This is a genomic window from Marinomonas shanghaiensis (genome assembly GCF_003259175.1).
Classification (GTDB): domain Bacteria; phylum Pseudomonadota; class Gammaproteobacteria; order Pseudomonadales; family Marinomonadaceae; genus Marinomonas; species Marinomonas shanghaiensis.
The window spans coordinates 540467-555927 of sequence record NZ_QGOK01000003.1 but is presented as its reverse complement, the minus strand read 5'-3'; the positions used below and the strand labels follow the sequence as shown (position 1 = coordinate 555927).

At 43.9% G+C, this 15461-nt stretch carries 14 protein-coding genes and 1 tRNA gene; 8 read left to right on the top strand and 7 right to left on the bottom strand.

Annotation, left to right across the window (positions count from 1 at the left end; all coding sequences use genetic code 11):
* Positions 1-23 precede the first annotated feature (23 nt).
* From DKT73_RS03020 to DKT73_RS03010, 3 genes are all read right to left on the bottom strand, one after another.
* Positions 24-2375, bottom strand: a complete 2352-nt coding sequence (locus DKT73_RS03020; protein WP_111637094.1) for a DNA polymerase II — start codon at positions 2373-2375, stop codon at positions 24-26.
* A gap of 81 nt (positions 2376-2456) precedes the next feature.
* Complete coding sequence (locus tag DKT73_RS03015) at positions 2457-4916, bottom strand: ABC transporter permease (protein ID WP_111637093.1); 2460 nt, start codon at positions 4914-4916, stop codon at positions 2457-2459.
* Positions 4913-5596: an ABC transporter ATP-binding protein gene (locus DKT73_RS03010; protein WP_111637092.1), complete on the bottom strand. Its 684-nt coding sequence runs from the start codon at positions 5594-5596 to the stop codon at positions 4913-4915. Before DKT73_RS03010 ends, DKT73_RS03015 begins: the two co-directional genes overlap by 4 nt.
* A 25-nt stretch (positions 5597-5621) precedes the next feature.
* On the opposite strand from DKT73_RS03010, the gene DKT73_RS03005 reads away from it, so the two are divergent.
* The 3 genes from DKT73_RS03005 to DKT73_RS02995 are packed head-to-tail and all read left to right on the top strand — an operon-like array spanning position 5622 to position 7980.
* Positions 5622-6260: an arylesterase gene (locus DKT73_RS03005; RefSeq protein ID WP_111637091.1), complete on the top strand. Its 639-nt coding sequence runs from the start codon at positions 5622-5624 to the stop codon at positions 6258-6260.
* Positions 6257-7201, top strand: coding sequence for a D-2-hydroxyacid dehydrogenase (locus DKT73_RS03000; protein WP_111637090.1), 945 nt, complete (start codon positions 6257-6259; stop codon positions 7199-7201). Before DKT73_RS03005 ends, DKT73_RS03000 begins: the two co-directional genes overlap by 4 nt.
* Positions 7198-7980, top strand: coding sequence for a pseudouridine synthase (locus DKT73_RS02995; protein ID WP_111637089.1), 783 nt, complete (start codon positions 7198-7200; stop codon positions 7978-7980). The genes DKT73_RS03000 and DKT73_RS02995 overlap by 4 nt, the downstream gene beginning before the upstream one ends.
* Here the strand turns inward: DKT73_RS02995 and DKT73_RS02990 are convergent.
* Entirely contained in the window at positions 7943-8500 is a 558-nt protein-coding gene (locus DKT73_RS02990; RefSeq protein WP_111637088.1) for a GNAT family N-acetyltransferase, read from the bottom strand. The genes DKT73_RS02995 and DKT73_RS02990 overlap by 38 nt on opposite strands.
* A 136-nt stretch (positions 8501-8636) precedes the next feature.
* On the opposite strand from DKT73_RS02990, the gene yciH reads away from it, so the two are divergent.
* The 5 genes from yciH to DKT73_RS02965 all read left to right on the top strand — a co-directional run bounded on the left by yciH (position 8637) and on the right by DKT73_RS02965 (position 12750).
* The gene (yciH, locus tag DKT73_RS02985; protein WP_111637087.1) at positions 8637-8981 is read left to right on the top strand and encodes a stress response translation initiation inhibitor YciH; all 345 of its coding nucleotides are present in this window, start codon (positions 8637-8639) and stop codon (positions 8979-8981) included.
* A 146-nt stretch (positions 8982-9127) separates the two neighbouring features.
* Positions 9128-10156, top strand: a complete 1029-nt coding sequence (locus tag DKT73_RS02980; protein ID WP_111637086.1) for a GGDEF domain-containing protein — start codon at positions 9128-9130, stop codon at positions 10154-10156.
* 26 nt (positions 10157-10182) lie between these two features.
* Complete coding sequence (locus DKT73_RS02975) at positions 10183-10593, top strand: acyl-CoA thioesterase (protein ID WP_111637085.1); 411 nt, start codon at positions 10183-10185, stop codon at positions 10591-10593.
* Between the two features lie 13 nt (positions 10594-10606).
* Complete coding sequence (locus DKT73_RS02970; RefSeq protein ID WP_111637084.1) at positions 10607-12469, top strand: alkaline phosphatase D family protein; 1863 nt, start codon at positions 10607-10609, stop codon at positions 12467-12469.
* A gap of 50 nt (positions 12470-12519) precedes the next feature.
* Positions 12520-12750 carry a hypothetical protein gene (locus DKT73_RS02965; RefSeq protein ID WP_198666522.1) on the top strand — a complete coding sequence of 77 codons (231 nt, stop codon included), beginning with the start codon at positions 12520-12522 and terminating at the stop codon, positions 12748-12750.
* A 137-nt stretch (positions 12751-12887) separates the two neighbouring features.
* Here the strand turns inward: DKT73_RS02965 and zapE are convergent, their stop codons facing one another.
* The 3 genes from zapE to DKT73_RS02950 all read right to left on the bottom strand — a co-directional run bounded on the left by zapE (position 12888) and on the right by DKT73_RS02950 (position 15433).
* The gene (gene zapE / locus DKT73_RS02960) at positions 12888-14354 is read right to left on the bottom strand and encodes a cell division protein ZapE (RefSeq protein ID WP_198666521.1); all 1467 of its coding nucleotides are present in this window, start codon (positions 14352-14354) and stop codon (positions 12888-12890) included.
* A 333-nt stretch (positions 14355-14687) separates the two neighbouring features.
* Positions 14688-14775, bottom strand: a tRNA-Ser gene (locus tag DKT73_RS02955).
* Between the two features lie 91 nt (positions 14776-14866).
* Complete coding sequence (locus DKT73_RS02950; protein WP_111637083.1) at positions 14867-15433, bottom strand: nitroreductase family protein; 567 nt, start codon at positions 15431-15433, stop codon at positions 14867-14869.
* Between the last annotated feature and the right edge of the window lie 28 nt (positions 15434-15461).

The window sequence follows — 15461 nt, the reverse complement described above, 5'->3', positions numbered from 1 at the left end:
GCTTGACGCGCCCGAAGAAGCTTTTAAAGCAACGAAAATTGTTGTGAAAGCAAACTGGCCATGTTGGTTTTAAAAAACGGCAACAGACTGTCTGCAATGGGCTCTATTTGTTTTTCAATATAATGCTCGTAATCAAGATCCACTAAATCAGCAGGACTTTCATAAGGTACAACGCCTGTACGTTGATAAACATAATATACTCGCTTTCGACCTTTGTTGTATTCTAAGGGCAAACCTTGTTCCGCTCTTTTTTGATCTATGATAGCCGCAGCTCTCACATGAGGTGGCTTGTTTTTAGTATAGGAAGCCAGTGGGCGACTCAGTTGCTTGCTGTAAACCAATTGCTCATCGTATTCCCCCGACCGCAGTTTATTAAGGGTTTCTTGAATGAACACGATCGGATTTTCATCATTAAAAATTTTTTCAAACAAGGTACGTTGAAATTGTCTTGCCAATGGCGTCCAATCCGTTCGAGCCGCTTCCAAGCCTTTAAAAACCAGTTCACCAGACGATTTTCCTGCGTAACGCTTTTTACTGCCCTCCTCTTGACCTCGAATCGTGGGCATAAAAAAACGCTCATAAACACGCTCAAATTCCAACTCCAGATAGGAATCTAACTGTGCATAATCTCGACACCATTGAGACAAACAGGCATTAATCTGTGTGCACAATTGCTTTCCTTGTAGATACGGATCATCCGCAGCGTCATTAAGCGTCACAAACAAAGAATCCGTATCACCATAAATAACGTTGGCACCACGCTCTTCCATCCACGCTTGTGTTTTCGCTAGCAGCTCATGACCCCGCATGGTAATCGAGCTTGCTAACTCCGCATGGTAAAATCGGCAGACATTTGACCCAAGCACACCATAAAATGAATTCATGATAATTTTGATCGCGTAACTTAAAATCTGATTGCCAGACCGCTTGGCGGCCTCCCTTTCTTGAGCAAGCTCACCCACTAATGTCGGTAAAATAGCGTATTGACGATGAAAATTTGCGCCCAAATACCCAGGTACAAGTGGTGATTGAGCGTTTGATTGAGGCTCGACAGACACTGGGAAGTGTTTCGCCAAAATACGCGCCAAGGGGTCCACGTGAAAGGTACGAATAATACTGGGATACAAACTCTTAAAATCAAAGACCAACACATTCTTGTAAAGCCCAGGGATGGAAGACATAACAAAACCACCAGGACTGGCAACAAAGTCATCGTTAGTCCAAGCTGGAGCAACCCACCCCGCCGCATGCAATCTAGGTAAGTACAAATTTTCAAATGCAGCAACGGAGCCACCTGTCTGTTCAAGTGGGATCCCTGTTAAATCAATGCGGGTTTGTTGCAGCTCAATGAGTTTTAATTTTTCAAAGATCCGTAAGACAAGGTCGCAGTCTTGCAAGTTGTAAGCAACAAATGCGTCTAAATCTTCTTTATGAAGTCGCTCAATTTCTTGCCAACGCTCAGCGCCATGAAGCAACTTAGCATCATTAAGAATCTCTTTGCTCACATGATTCAAACTATAAGACTCAAAATGATAGCCACCGACTTTTAGCAAGGTAATGCCATCTAAGGCAACGCGACCTGGGATAGTGGCAAAATATTTTCCCTGATTGTCAGAAGACCGAATACGCCAATTGTCACCATTCACACCAAATGCAGGACGAATACCTAAAGCTTGGCAGCGTTGATCGATAAATTGCAAATCAAAACCAATCAAGTTCCAACCGATAAAAATGTCTGGAGAGTGTTTTTTAACGTAACGAATAAAAGCCAGCAATAAACTTTTTTCATCAGGAAAACGCTGAATCAATGAAGAAGACGATACTTGATCGGTAACAACAAAGGCCACCCGCTGATCCACCGACGTAATACCAATAGACAACAAAGTATTACTTGAGACAGAGGTTTCAATATCCAGCGACCAGACTTTCCAATCTGGTTGCCAATCACTCGGAATTAAACGAGCTTGGCGAAAGACCTGACCTCCCGGATCAGGAATACCAATAAAACGCACCGCACCACGAATATTACGTTCCATCAAATAGCGGTTGTGTGCTTTGATGTCTTCTTCAAAAACTAAAAATCCTTTTTGTTTAATAAAACTCAGCATTTGCTGATGAAGCATCAGACTTTGACTTTGCACCAGAACAACGGCTTCATTATCAAAAGATCGATAATGTGATTCAACACACTGAACCCCTGCCACATCCTGTGGCAGGCTTGCTATTGGTGCATTGGTAAAGAACGTACTGAGTTGTCTATCAGGAATGACCTTGACGGTGCCATCGGGTGTTTTTATAAAAAGGCTCATTTCAATATGGCCGCTTACATCCCGTGTATCACGACTTACAATATAGCCCGTTTTTTCTACAAACATTCGAACAGCCCAAGTTATGAAAAAGCACCCGCAGTGGCTTTGTAGAATACTAATGCATAGGCATCCTACAAAGCCCTTTTATTATAACCCGCGCAACAAAAGCATGGGAGGCACTTTTAACACAGTCCTGCTGGCAAAAATGCCAATAGTCGCAATCACACACACGCCAATCACAGGACCTAACAACCATAATAATGGATGGAAACTGGCTTGTGAATTAAATACAAAGACTTGTAGACCAAACAGACAAGCCTCAGCGCCCAGGGCGGCGATGAGGCCTGCAAAGAAGCCAAGCGCACCAAATTCCACTAACAGTGCTTGTCGTACTAACGCACTTTTTGCGCCTAAAACCCGCAATAGCGCCCCTTCTTCTAACCTTTCTTCTAATGTTGAACGCACACTGGCTAAAAGAACCAAAGCGCCCGCACTTAAAATACACAATAAGACAAGTTGAATGGCTTTAGACAGCTGACCTATGATGCTCTGAATTTGTTTCAAAATATCACCAACGTTCAAAATTGACACTGTCGGAAATTGTGACATTGCCTTATAAAAAGGCTGTGCAGCCGATTCATCAATAAACAAGCTACTGACGAAGTTTGCTGGGTAATCTTCTAGGGCACTTTTGGGTAACATCAGGTAAAAATTAGGCTGCATAGAACCCCAATCAACCGTTCGTATCGAGGTGATCGGTAAGGTGATCATATTGCCGCCAATATTAATAGTAAGCTCATCACCCAATGACAAATTGGCTTCTACGGCCGCTTTTTGTTCAACGGAAAGCCCATTGGCCGAAAAGTCTCCCGCCACCAGTTCATTGCCTTTTCCAATGCTGTCAGACCATGTGAGGTTCAACTCTCGTTCGTACAGCTCAGGCTCACCTCTTTCCTCTGGATAAAGCGCTTGCACAGATTCACCATTGGCTGCAACGACCCGGCCACGTACCATTGGGTACCAATCTGAACGGGGTACATTGAGTGTGTCAGTAGCCTCATTGATGGTTTCAATCTGCTCAGCTTGAACATTAAAAAGGTAGTGATTTGGCGCGTCTTCTGGAAGCTGCTGCTGCCAATCGGCAATCAAATTGGATTTCACACCAATCAAAATCAACGTCAGCATAATAATGAGAGTGAATACCAGCAGCTGGAATAAATTAGGAACCAATCGACGATACAAGGAAGCCAAACCAATCTGCCAGCCACTTGTAGCGCCTGAAGTGAGTGAGCGGCCTAACTTAAAGGCCATCCAACCAATACCGGCAACAAAAAGCGCAATTGCTGATATTGCCGCTGTCATGATGCTTGGTAATAAAAACCCATTGGTGTACACGCACATTAAGCCGTACATACCAATAAAACCAACCACGTATATAAACAAGGTGTTTAGCTCAATTTTCGCGTTTGGCTGTAACACCGACAAGGGAGAAATCTTTATTAAATGGGACATAAGAGGTAAACAGAATACCAACATAGAGATGGCACCAGTCGCTGCCCCTAACCATAAACGAGAAACAGATGGTTCTGGTAAAGCCGTTGACATTAAACCTGACAAAATAGAAGCAATGAGTTCTTGTATTGCCCACCCTATTCCTAAACCAATCAAGGCACCGGCTAAGAAAAGCGTAAAAAGCTGCTGAAAAAACACCTTCCCTAATAGCTTAGGCGTGGCGCCAAGCGTTTTCAAAATGGCAACCTGCATTAAATGACGCTTCACAAATCGAGCCGAGGCAAGAGCCATGGCAACACCAGACATAATGACGGCTAAGGTGCCGGCCAACAGCAAAAAAGATTCCGCTCGACCAATAGTATCGCCAATACGTTCGCCCCGTTGTGTTGGGGTTTGCCAGCGTTGACCTTCGTTCAATTGTGGCGTTATCCAGCGTTCATAATCGCCAAGAGCGGAACGCTCGCCTGCTAACAGCAGTGAATAGCGCACTCGACTACCAGGAATGATAACGTTTGTGGCTGCCAAGTCTGCCATATTCATCACCGCACGAGGAGAGATCGCAAAAGCCGACGTGCTAGAACCTGGATCCCGTACTAAATATTTTGTGACGGTAAAAGACGCATCCCCGACCTCTACTTGATTGCCAATTTTGACATTTAACAGACTTGCCAAACGTGAGGATACCCAAATCTCACCCGACTTAGGTGACTCAGTAGATGATTGCCCGGTACCAAACAAAGTGTCATCTACCAGGTAAGCCCCTTTCAGTGGATAGCCGTCTGTGACAGCGCTTAACTGAGAAAGCTGCAATGAATTATCGGCAAACATCATGGTCGTAAAAGAGGTTCGCTCTGCATATTGCAGTGATAAAGCATCGGCCTGTGTTTTCCACTCAAGCGGGAGCGGATCATCCGAACGAACCAATCGATCTGCCGCCAATAAATTGGCCGACTCTTGCTCAAACGACAATTGCAATCGGTCAACAAACAAACCAATAGATGTGACTGTGCTCACCGAAATAACCAATGCAAGTAGTAACGTGAGCAAATCGCCACTACGAAGGTCTCTTAGCATTAGGCGAAAAGTAAAACTCATAGGGATTTTTCCGTTAGTTGGCCAGCAGACATAACTAATTGACGATCGCACATTTTAGCGAGTTCATTGTCATGGGTTACCATGACCAAGGTGGTGCCTTGTGACTGATTGAGGTCAAACAACAGCTTAATGATAAGCTTGCCGTTTTCTTCATCTAAATTTCCTGTGGGTTCATCGGCAAAAAGTATTTTTGGATTGGAGGCAAAAGCGCGAGCAATAGCAACACGCTGCTGCTCCCCTCCTGAAAGCTGATTAGGGTAATGAGTGAGGCGGTGTGATAATCCAACTTTATCCAATAAAACCTCGGCTTTTTTACGCGCATCCTTGTCACCTTTAAGTTCGGCTGGCAACATAACATTTTCGATGGCTTGCAGGCTCGGCAACAGATGAAAAGACTGAAACACAAAGCCCACGTACTGACCACGAATCAATGCTCTCTTTTCTTCGGATTGCCCAGAAAATTCCTGATCATATAGAAGAACTTCGCCTGAGGTATTAACATCCAAACCTGCGAGCAAACCTAATAACGTTGACTTGCCTGAGCCGGATGATCCAACAATCGCAACAGACTCGCTTTCCTTAATTTCCATATTAATTCCTTTCAATATGGTTAAATCCCCTGTATTTGACGTCACGGTGTGAGTTAAATTAGATACTTTGATCGCAGTACTGCTAGCCATAATTATTCACTCTAAAAGGGTTCATATGTTTTTTAAAAGACAAATCAGACAACTGTTTATCATCACAGCTCTACTGTTTATGCATTCATTTGCGTCGGCTTCTACTTTGCTCATTATGGGTGACAGCCTCAGCGCAGCGTATAACTTACGACAACAAGATGGCTGGGTTAGTTTACTTGAAAATCAACTTTCTCAATCTCACCCTGAAATAAAGGTCGTCAATGCCAGTGTCAGTGGAGAGACAACTCAAGGTGGTTTGTCTCGGTTTGATGCGCTTTTAGCAAACCATAAACCGAACTGGGTTGTCTTAGAGCTTGGTGCTAATGATGCTTTACGTGGCTATCCACTGAATCAGACCACATTAAATTTGGAAAAAATGGTTGAGCAAGCTCATAACGCTGGCGCCCTAGTTTTATTGGTCGGTAATCAAATCCCACAAAATTATGGTAAGCGCTACACCGAAATGTTTTTCAATCTATACAAAGACATCGCGACTAAATATGAACTTGCCTACGTCCCTTTTATGCTCAAAGACGTTGCGCTCAACAAGGCATTAATGCAAAGCGATGGTTTACATCCCAATAAAGAAGGTCAACCTATTGTACTGCAAAACATTCTGCCTTACTTACAACCACTGTTAGACAAAAATAAGGAAAATAAATGAAAGCGGTATTCTTAGACAGAGGTTCTTTTCCACGCTATATACACATTCACCTACCGGCGACTGTCAAAGAGCTGGTTGAATACGAAAACACGGCTTTAGATGACGTGATGGAGCGAATAGCAGACGCAGACATTGTCCTCACCAATAAAGTGGTACTTAACCGTAATGCCCTTCAAAAAGCAGTAAATCTACGTCTCGTACAAGTTATGGCGACAGGGACAAACAATGTTGACTTAGAAAGTTGCGCAGAACTTAACATCACGGTTCAAAACGTGTCCGACTACTCCACTATCAGCGTGCCGGAGCATACTTTTGCGATGTTATTGGCGCTAAGAAGAAATTTGGTATCCTATTTGGATGATGTCAAAGCAGGAAAATGGGCCAATTCCGAGTATTTTTGTTTTCTCGATTACCCTATTAGGGATTTATCTGGTTCAACCATGACGATTGTTGGTGGTGGCACCTTAGGGAAAAAAGTGGCCAGCATTGCCCTCGCATTTGGCATGAAAGTGCTGTTTGCAGAACGCAAAGGAGCAACAAGCATCAGAGAAGGATACATAGCCTTTGAGGATGCGTTGCAGTTGGCTGATGTTATCAGTGTAAATTGTCCACTCACAGCAGAAAGTAAAAACCTAATTGGAAGTGCGGAATTTTCTTTAATGAAATCAGGGTGTTTATTACTAAACATCAGTCGTGGCGGCATTGTCGACGAGAATGCATTACAGCAGGCCTTAGAGCACGGCCAGATTTCAGGAGCGGCATTCGACGTTGCCACACAAGAGCCAATGCCAATCAACCATCCCCTTCAGGCTCTTACAAAATACCCTAATTTTTTACTCACACCTCATATTGCTTGGGCCAGCAATGAGGCCATGCAAACGTTGGTGAATATGGCCATGGAAAAAATAGCGTCTTTTGTTGAAGAATTGGAGCACAAATGAGCCTGAGCGATGTTGCTATTAACAGTGTATTCACGCACTCAATCGTCGAGGAAGAGCCTCTGAGTATCTTGTTTCAAGATGCACATATAGTCGCTGTTAACAAACCTTCTGGCTTACTTGTGCACCGTACTAATTTAGCCAAAGAAGAAGAGGATGCCGTTGTTCAAAGGCTGAGAGATCAAACTGGCAAATGGGTGTTCCCAGTTCATCGTTTGGACCGAGGCACATCCGGTGTATTAGTGATGGCTTTTACACCTGAAATGGCAAGACGGCTTTCAGCACAGTTTTCAACCTCAAGTACTCAAAAAACTTATCATTGCTTGGTGAGAGGGTTTTGCGACCAGATGGGCGTTATTGACTATCCCTTGGCAAAGCTTAATGAACAGAAAGGCCGCTCACGCTTTAAAATAGAAGGCACGGAAAAAGACGCCGAGACGCATTTTACAAGACTGAAGTGCTATGAACTTCCTATTCCGGTTAGCCGTTATGATGCCATGCGTTTAAGCTGGATAGAGGTAACCCCCAAACAAGGACGTAAACACCAGATTCGTCGACATTTTAAACACCTTTTGCACCCCCTCGTCGGCGATTCTTGTTATGGCTGTCGTCATATCAACAAAGTAACCAAAGAAATTTGGCCTGAGGATTTTAGACTAATGCTCCATGCATCCAGCCTTCAGTTCTCTCATCCAATGACAGACCAGGTCATAACACTCAAGGCTGAATTGAGCAATGAAATCGTCAATGTGCTGAATAGACTCTCGCCTTATCAAATATAGGTAAACAAGGCATGGCTTCACCAGGCACCCAACGAAAAATCAGGCCGTCATACACCTTTGATGCAAGGTTTATGGCGTTCATCTGGATTTCATGAAATTCGAACCCGCAAGCCATGAGAACATTTATTGATGCTTTATTGTGGTTAGCCACCTGCGCATACACCTCTTTTATTCCGTAAGTATCTAAAATTAGTAATACGTGTTTTAGAGTATATTGCGCAACACCACGATTACTAAAGTGTTTGGCAACCCGATAGGAAATTTCCACACTGCGTTTTTTTCTGTCTAGCATTTGTACAGTAAATCGGCCGATTAACACATCATTCGGCAAACACACCAAGTATTGAACAGTAGTATTTAACTGACCTCGGAGTAATTGTTTAAAGTAATGTTCTGTCTGTCGACGCAGAACTTGATAAGGTATGAAACGGGCAAACCAAGCACGATTGCGAAACTCAAAGAGTAAAATGCTTCGTAGATCGGCTTCTGTCGCTTGACGAATGGTAAGTATTTTTTTCATAACTTCATAAACACCTTATAATTGGCGCTTTCATTAGCTTAGCCTAGTTATCAATAAAATGTTGAATAATGCATTTTTATCTGAATTGAACTGATAAAATAGCGGATCTAAACAGCTTAGAGAGAACTCAAAATCCATGAAAAACCACAGTTTAGTTTACTCAACCGACCAAGGACGCTTGTGTCCTGACTGCGAACACCCTATCGCTGAATGTCAGTGCAAAAATCAAAGCGTCATTGGCAATGGAAAAGTGTTAATTGCCTTAGAAACAAAAGGCCGCAAAGGCAAAGGTGTCACGGTTATCACAGGGCTTCCTTTGACAGAGGACGCGTTAAAAACGCTGGGTAAAAAATTAAAGACACTATGTGGTACCGGTGGTGCCGTAAAAGAGGGTCAGATCGAGATTCAAGGTGACAATCGTCAAAAAGTGAAAGCGTTGCTTGAAAAAGAAGGATTTTCGAGTAAATTAACCGGAGGTTAATGGATATTATTTAGCATTAGAATTACTATGTTTTCTTGTGTATACAGCACTAATTTACCATTAGAAGTTATAAAATCGAAGCCGTGATGTTACCGAGCTTTCAACATACAATACCACCAACGAAATGGGACGTCTTTGGGTGATAAATGACAGCAGAGATTCCAATGTTCCAACACAACACAAAGCAAGCTCACCAGCTAATGCGCTCCGCCATTCCGCTTATGGTAAAGTTAAATATTCCACCAACGCCATACAACTACGGAATCTGGTATGAATATGCCTCAAATAAAACGCCGAAACTGAATCAGGTTGTAGATCGTGCACTGCGTCGATTTGGCAGCTTACCGGCCTTTGTCTCGAGAGAGTTGTTTCACGAGTTTTTATTGCCAGAAGAGTTTCAGCAAGCGAGCAAGCAAGGCATTGCGTTAAAAGACCTAGCAGTGAATTTAGAAACAGACACAGCCGTTGTTTCCCGTGAACTTAAAAAATTTAACCACACAGTTCAGCAGTCCAAAAAAGTGCTTAAAAACGCGAGTGATCCCGCCCAGATCGAACGTCTTGCATTTTTGTTAGAGCAAGGCACTTTTCAAGCAAATCAAGCCATTGAACAGTTTGAGCGTTCATTATCAGCGGCACAGGAAGAACTCGCTTCGTTAAGGTCTGAGCTTTCTAATGTAAAGAAAAGCACTGAATTGGACGCCATGACATTATTAGCTAATGAGAAAGGCTTTGAGCGCTCGCTTTTTTCTTTGGTGCCTCATGCTGAAGATGATTTGACCTTGTTACTCATTGATATTGATGACCTGCATGGCATTAATCAAGAGTATGGCAATAAAGTGGGTACATCCTTAATTAAATACATTGCAAAACTCTTATCAGGGCATTTGCCTGAACACAGTTTTCTTGCACGCCTAAATGGTGGTCGCTTCGCAGTATTACTGAGCGAAACAGAATTAAGTGTGGCGTCTAAGTTGGCTGAATCGTTACGCCAGGAAGTGGCCACACAAAAAATACGCTATAGAAATACTAAGACGCTACTACGTCCAGTGTCCGTGTCGATTGGTGTTGCCACATTATTTGGCGATGAAAGTCCGACAGAGCTGGTCGAACGGGCTCAGCATTATTTATTGTATGCAAAACGCTCTGGTAAGAATTGCATTGCTCATCATGAATAAAATAAGACGCTATGTAAGGCAACAAAATGACGGATAAAGCGAACAAATCTGGTCTTGCTCAATTTGAAGTGCGAGATTATGAATGTGATATGCAAGGGATTGTAAACAATGCTGTGTATCAAAATTACCTAGAACATGCGAGACATCAGTTCCTCAAAGAAAAAGGCTTAGATTTTGCTGAAATTACAAAACATGGCATTCATCTCGTATTGATAAAAGCAGAACTTGAGTACAAGCGTTCGTTGCGAAGTGGCGACACGTTTTACATTCAAACTCGTGTTAAAAGAGAATCAAAATTAAAACTCGCCTTTCATCAACACTTATTCAGAGCTCAGGATGATCAGCTGATGCTTAACGCAAAAATGATCGTAACATCCACGACGACAGATGGTCGCCCCGTGGTGTTTAAGCAAGCCGATCTTTTACTCACTCAATAACACAAGGAAAAGCATGCAGGTATTAGCGGGTCCAATACTACGGAGAATGACACCAGAAAGACTGACCTTTTGGTTAATGACGACCGAACCCGCTAGCGTCTCCCTTGCATTAGTGGAAAATCAACAAACCCTACTGGATTTATCTGAAGCGCAAGCAGTCGATTTTCATACTCAGGTCAAAGCAGGTGAAAATTTATTTATCCATTTATTGGATGTTAGCCTCAAAAACACCCTACCCACTCAAAGCATCATTCACTACGATCTTCGCCTAAATGGATTAGATTGGACTCATTGGGCAAAGGATTTTGTTTATCCAGATCACCCGCTGCCTTTTTTCATTTTACAGCCTAGGGTAAACAGTTTGCTGCATGGCTCCTGTCGTAAGCCGCATCATCCGAGCAAAGATGGCTTATTGAGAGTTGATGAGCTGCTAGAAAAAACCGCACCGACTGAATGGCCCAGCCTACTCATGATGAGTGGCGATCAAATCTACTCTGACGATGTCGCCGCCCCCATGTTATGGGCAATACATCAGCTTATTCCCAAGCTTAACATGCCGAATGAAACGCTACCTTGCGTACAAATAGATAACTCTCAAACACTGCATCAAGATACTTCTTACTATTATGCAAGAGAAACACTTCTGCCTGCCAACGACGCTAACCGCAGTATGTTAGCCCAAGTATTTGGTGGCGTTCGCAAGCCGGTGTTTACAACCGATACCGCTCATAACCACCTAATTTCTTTAGCAGAAGTGTTATCTATGTACGCGTTGGTATGGTCTCCAACAGGCTGGGAAACCTTGCTTGAAGCGGATGGCTGGACTATACCCTCCGGCCTTACTGATGAACAGAAAAGCGACTTTTTAAAACGACAAGCCACCCTGCAAACGTTTGTTGAGGGGTTACCTAAAATTCGCCGCGCCCTTGCCCATCTTCCTGTCGCCATGATTTTTGATGATCATGACATTACCGATGACTGGAATTTAACGGCTGCTTGGGAAGAAACCGCCTATAACCACCCTTTTTCTGCGCGTATTATTGGCAATGCTTTACTCGGATATTTGCTGTGTCAAGGATGGGGAAATTGTCCAGAACGCTTTTCGACGCAACTGATAAGCGATGCGCAGGATGTTCTAAACCACCCTGGGACCGACAAACACGACCATTTGGTTCAAGCCCTCTTTCGCTTTTCAAAATGGAACTTCACTTGGCAGACCACGCCACCATTAGTCGTACTGGATACACGCACCCAGCGTTGGCGCTCTGAAAAGTCTTTAGAGAGCCCTTCTGGTCTTATGGATTGGGAAGCATTAACCGATCTGCAACAACAGCTAAAAGGCCTAGAAGCGGTCATTATGGTGTCACCGGCCCCCATTTTTGGTGTAAAACTGATTGAAACAATTCAGCGAGTATTTACATGGTTTGGCAAACCCTTAATGGTTGATGCCGAAAACTGGATGGCTCACCCAGGCTCTGCCCACACCTTAATTAACATGTTTCGCCATAAAAAAACACCAAAGAATTTTGTGATTTTATCTGGCGATGTGCATTATTCCTTTGTCTACGACATTCAACTACGTGGTCCACAAAGAGGGCCAGACTTATGGCAAATTACCAGCAGTGGCATTAAAAACGAATTCCCCAAACGATTATTAGACTTTTTTGATCGCATGAATCGCTGGTTATACTCGCCTAAATCTCCCTTAAACTGGTTTACCAGACGGCGCCGCATGAAAGTCATTCCAAACAAACCAGAAACCGCAGACCACGGTGAAAGACTGCTCAACGCTGCCGGAATCAGTTTGGTGAAATTCAACACGGATGGCTCGCCTCAAGCCGTCGTGCAAATGTGCTCAGATGGCAGGGACATCTAATTCATCCTTTCAGAAGAAGATGCCACTTGGGAATAAAAGAGATTGACGCTGTGACACTTACAGCTGTTCTTAAGCGTATGGACTGCAAAGACTTAGCCCAACATGGCTTTCGCCCTACTTTCAGAGATTGGGCAGGTGAAACCACCAGTTTCCCCAGAAAAATAATTGAACATGCCCTTGCGCACAAGCTTAAAGATCAGGCAGAAGCAGCTTATCAAAGGGGGAATTTACTACAGAAAAGAAGACTGCTGATGGATGATTGGTATCTGAATACCCTTTAAACGAGGCATAGCAAATCCACTTTGGTTTGGGAAGCTGCGATTAAGAGCTCACAGCGCACCAAAATTTTTTTCATTTGAGCGAAAAAACATGAAGTTTTACTCATTTTAGTGTTTTTTTGCAAGGTAAAGACCTTTCGTCATTGCCGTCCCCATTCCTTTCCACCCATTTCTTCCAACCGAGATGTGGCTCGTCGAAAGGAAAAGGCGAGATCATTTGCGGCCGAGAATTGTGCTAGTGACACACCAGTTCGACCCGTCGCTGACCACTCGAAATATTTTCCCTCTTTGGTGCGGATCATGGTGGTCGCAAACGAGCTCGAGTTTCCCCCCTTCTCATTGACAATCAATTCTTCATCTCCGTCACTGCTTTCGACTTGCGCTTCAAAATCAACAAACAATTCGTCGAGCGGGACTTGTGCCGCCAGCACCAAGCGGGTGTGAGATTCATAACACGCGTCAATAAGGGTCACGAATCGTCGCGCTTCGTTGAGGTAATTGACGTCCAGTTGGGGGACGCGGTCCATGATGAGGACCGGAAATCGGCGGCAGAGGGAAATATAATCGGCCGCCCCGAGCGGTTGGTAGCACAACTCGGAAAAGTCAAACCATGCGCACCGGTCATTCAATCGAGCAACCTGGACTGTGCGACCAAAGAGGACGGGAATGATCTCTGCCTCAGTTCCGGATGCAGTGTCACCAAATATTTCTTCCAACTGCGCCTGAATGTTGTTATTGCTATTATTATCACCATGTACATCCTCGTTTGACCAAAAATAGGATTGACCACACGCTCGTTTTTCGAGTCGATAATCCTTACGAGAATTCTCCATGGAAATAATGTCGCACGTGTGTTTCAACATGTCGATGAATGGCAAAAAGAGGGATCGGTTAATGCCTCCTTTATACAAGGCATCGGGAGATCTATTCGAGGTGGCCACCACCACGACATTCCAATCCAATAATAGTGAAAACAGTCGCTTCAAAATCATGGCATCGGCAATGTCTGTCACTTGAAATTCATCGAAACAGAGGAGTTGGGCTTCTTGTGCCAATTGTTGCGCAATAATGGGAATGGCATCGCCTCGTGGGTGCTTCTGTTTGTAGACAAAGATTCGATGGTGGACGTCTAGCATGAATTCATGAAAGTGGACGCGGCGTTTGGTAATCTTTGCGTGTTTGTGGCTATCATTATTACCGCAAGAATCATCATCAGGAGCAGTAACCGACGAATAAAAGAGATCCATTAGAAAGCTCTTGCCGACCCCGACCGGTCCATAAATGTACATGCCTCGCGGTGGTGGACCAAAAAACAACAAATGGAACTTCTTTCGAAAAAAGGACTGGGCGGATGCCAGGGATCGCGCCAGTAACAGTAACAGTGGACTGCTGCTTGCACCGCTGCTCTCTGTCGGATCGTCGGTGCCTACGGGTACTGGTGGGAGCAAGGCAAGAGACTCGTGCAGGGCATCTAATTTTGCCGCCAGAGCGACTTGCGCTTCATCTCGTCGCACTTCACCCGCGTCCACCTTCAGTTCATAAGCCGCTGCCACAGGGCCTGTCGAGAAGCACCGCCGAGCGATGCGGTGTTGTGCTATTTTCATCATCTTCATCACCCTCGTCTTCATCATGGAGGTGATGAGTTTATCAATATGATGGTATTGTACTCTAGATTTTTGTATGGGTATCAAATGGTTTTTTATTAGAGACTCAAGTTTTGGCGTTCAACTTGAATGCAAAGTTCAGCATAACTAACTGAATAATATAAATAGCCTTATTATGGTAAAATGCTTGTTATCTAGACAAAACACGAAACCACTTTTCCATTAGAGCAAAACCAAAAAAACCAGCTAGACGCTAGTCTAACTGGTTTTCTATTGATGTACTTTTTATGTACAATTTCTAGAAGAGCTCTGAAAGCCTTTATTCTAGAGGGGTAATGGCGGTGAGCAAGAGATTCGAACTCTTGATGCCTTTCGACATACACGCTTTCCAGGCGTGCTCCTTCGGCCACTCGGACAGCTCACCAAAACTTTATACGCAGTGCGTAATTTGTGCGCGTATAATAATTACGAAGACCGAAGATTGCAACCCATTTATTAAAAATAAACCTTAAAAATTAATCTCTTACCCACGTAAGATGGTTGGCAAGCTCTACTTCTGGAATAAACGCAGGCTTCTCACTCGGTGTACCAACATAAATTAGGCCAACAATCTGATCATTGTCTTTTAGAGAGAGCAGTTCTTTCGTTTTTTGAGTAAAGCAAGCCGGACCACTTCGCCACATACCGCCATAACCTAGGGCATTCAGCCCCAATAACACTTGCTGCGCAGCAGCTGAAACCGCCATCACTTGTTCTATTGCTGGCACTTTAGGGTGGTCTTGAATACTGGCATAAATCAGAAGCACAGCAGGGGCACGATACGCCTTTTTAACAAAGCTCTCTTTTTTACTATCCGGCATTGATTCCACTTCAGATAAAGCATGATGCCAGTAAATTTGCCCTAGTTTCGAACGCCCTTCTCCTTCGAAGACACAAAATCGCCAAGGTTTAAGATTGCCGTGATCTGCCGCACGGCTTGCCGCACTCAAAATCAGTTCCCACTCACTCTCCGTAGGCGCCGGAGCATTAAGAGCGGGCTGCGAAACACGGTTGCGCATAAAGTTAATAAATTCTTTATTCATAAAATATTTTATTCCGTTAACATGAGGC

What these genes read in the sequence shown, in the direction of transcription:
- DKT73_RS03020 (WP_111637094.1), bottom strand. Translation starts at nt 2,375, where the DNA reads ATGTTTGTAGAAAAAACGGGCTATATTGTAAGTCGTGATACACGGGAT.
- DKT73_RS03015 (WP_111637093.1), bottom strand. Translation starts at nt 4,916, where the DNA reads ATGAGTTTTACTTTTCGCCTAATGCTAAGAGACCTTCGTAGTGGCGAT.
- DKT73_RS03010 (WP_111637092.1), bottom strand. Translation starts at nt 5,596, where the DNA reads ATGGCTAGCAGTACTGCGATCAAAGTATCTAATTTAACTCACACCGTG.
- DKT73_RS03005 (WP_111637091.1), top strand. Translation starts at nt 5,622, where the DNA reads ATGTTTTTTAAAAGACAAATCAGACAACTGTTTATCATCACAGCTCTA.
- DKT73_RS03000 (WP_111637090.1), top strand. Translation starts at nt 6,257, where the DNA reads ATGAAAGCGGTATTCTTAGACAGAGGTTCTTTTCCACGCTATATACAC.
- DKT73_RS02995 (WP_111637089.1), top strand. Translation starts at nt 7,198, where the DNA reads ATGAGCCTGAGCGATGTTGCTATTAACAGTGTATTCACGCACTCAATC.
- DKT73_RS02990 (WP_111637088.1), bottom strand. Translation starts at nt 8,500, where the DNA reads ATGAAAAAAATACTTACCATTCGTCAAGCGACAGAAGCCGATCTACGA.
- yciH (WP_111637087.1), top strand. Translation starts at nt 8,637, where the DNA reads ATGAAAAACCACAGTTTAGTTTACTCAACCGACCAAGGACGCTTGTGT.
- DKT73_RS02980 (WP_111637086.1), top strand. Translation starts at nt 9,128, where the DNA reads ATGACAGCAGAGATTCCAATGTTCCAACACAACACAAAGCAAGCTCAC.
- DKT73_RS02975 (WP_111637085.1), top strand. Translation starts at nt 10,183, where the DNA reads ATGACGGATAAAGCGAACAAATCTGGTCTTGCTCAATTTGAAGTGCGA.
- DKT73_RS02970 (WP_111637084.1), top strand. Translation starts at nt 10,607, where the DNA reads ATGCAGGTATTAGCGGGTCCAATACTACGGAGAATGACACCAGAAAGA.
- zapE (WP_198666521.1), bottom strand. Translation starts at nt 14,354, where the DNA reads ATGATGAAAATAGCACAACACCGCATCGCTCGGCGGTGCTTCTCGACA.
- DKT73_RS02950 (WP_111637083.1), bottom strand. Translation starts at nt 15,433, where the DNA reads ATGAATAAAGAATTTATTAACTTTATGCGCAACCGTGTTTCGCAGCCC.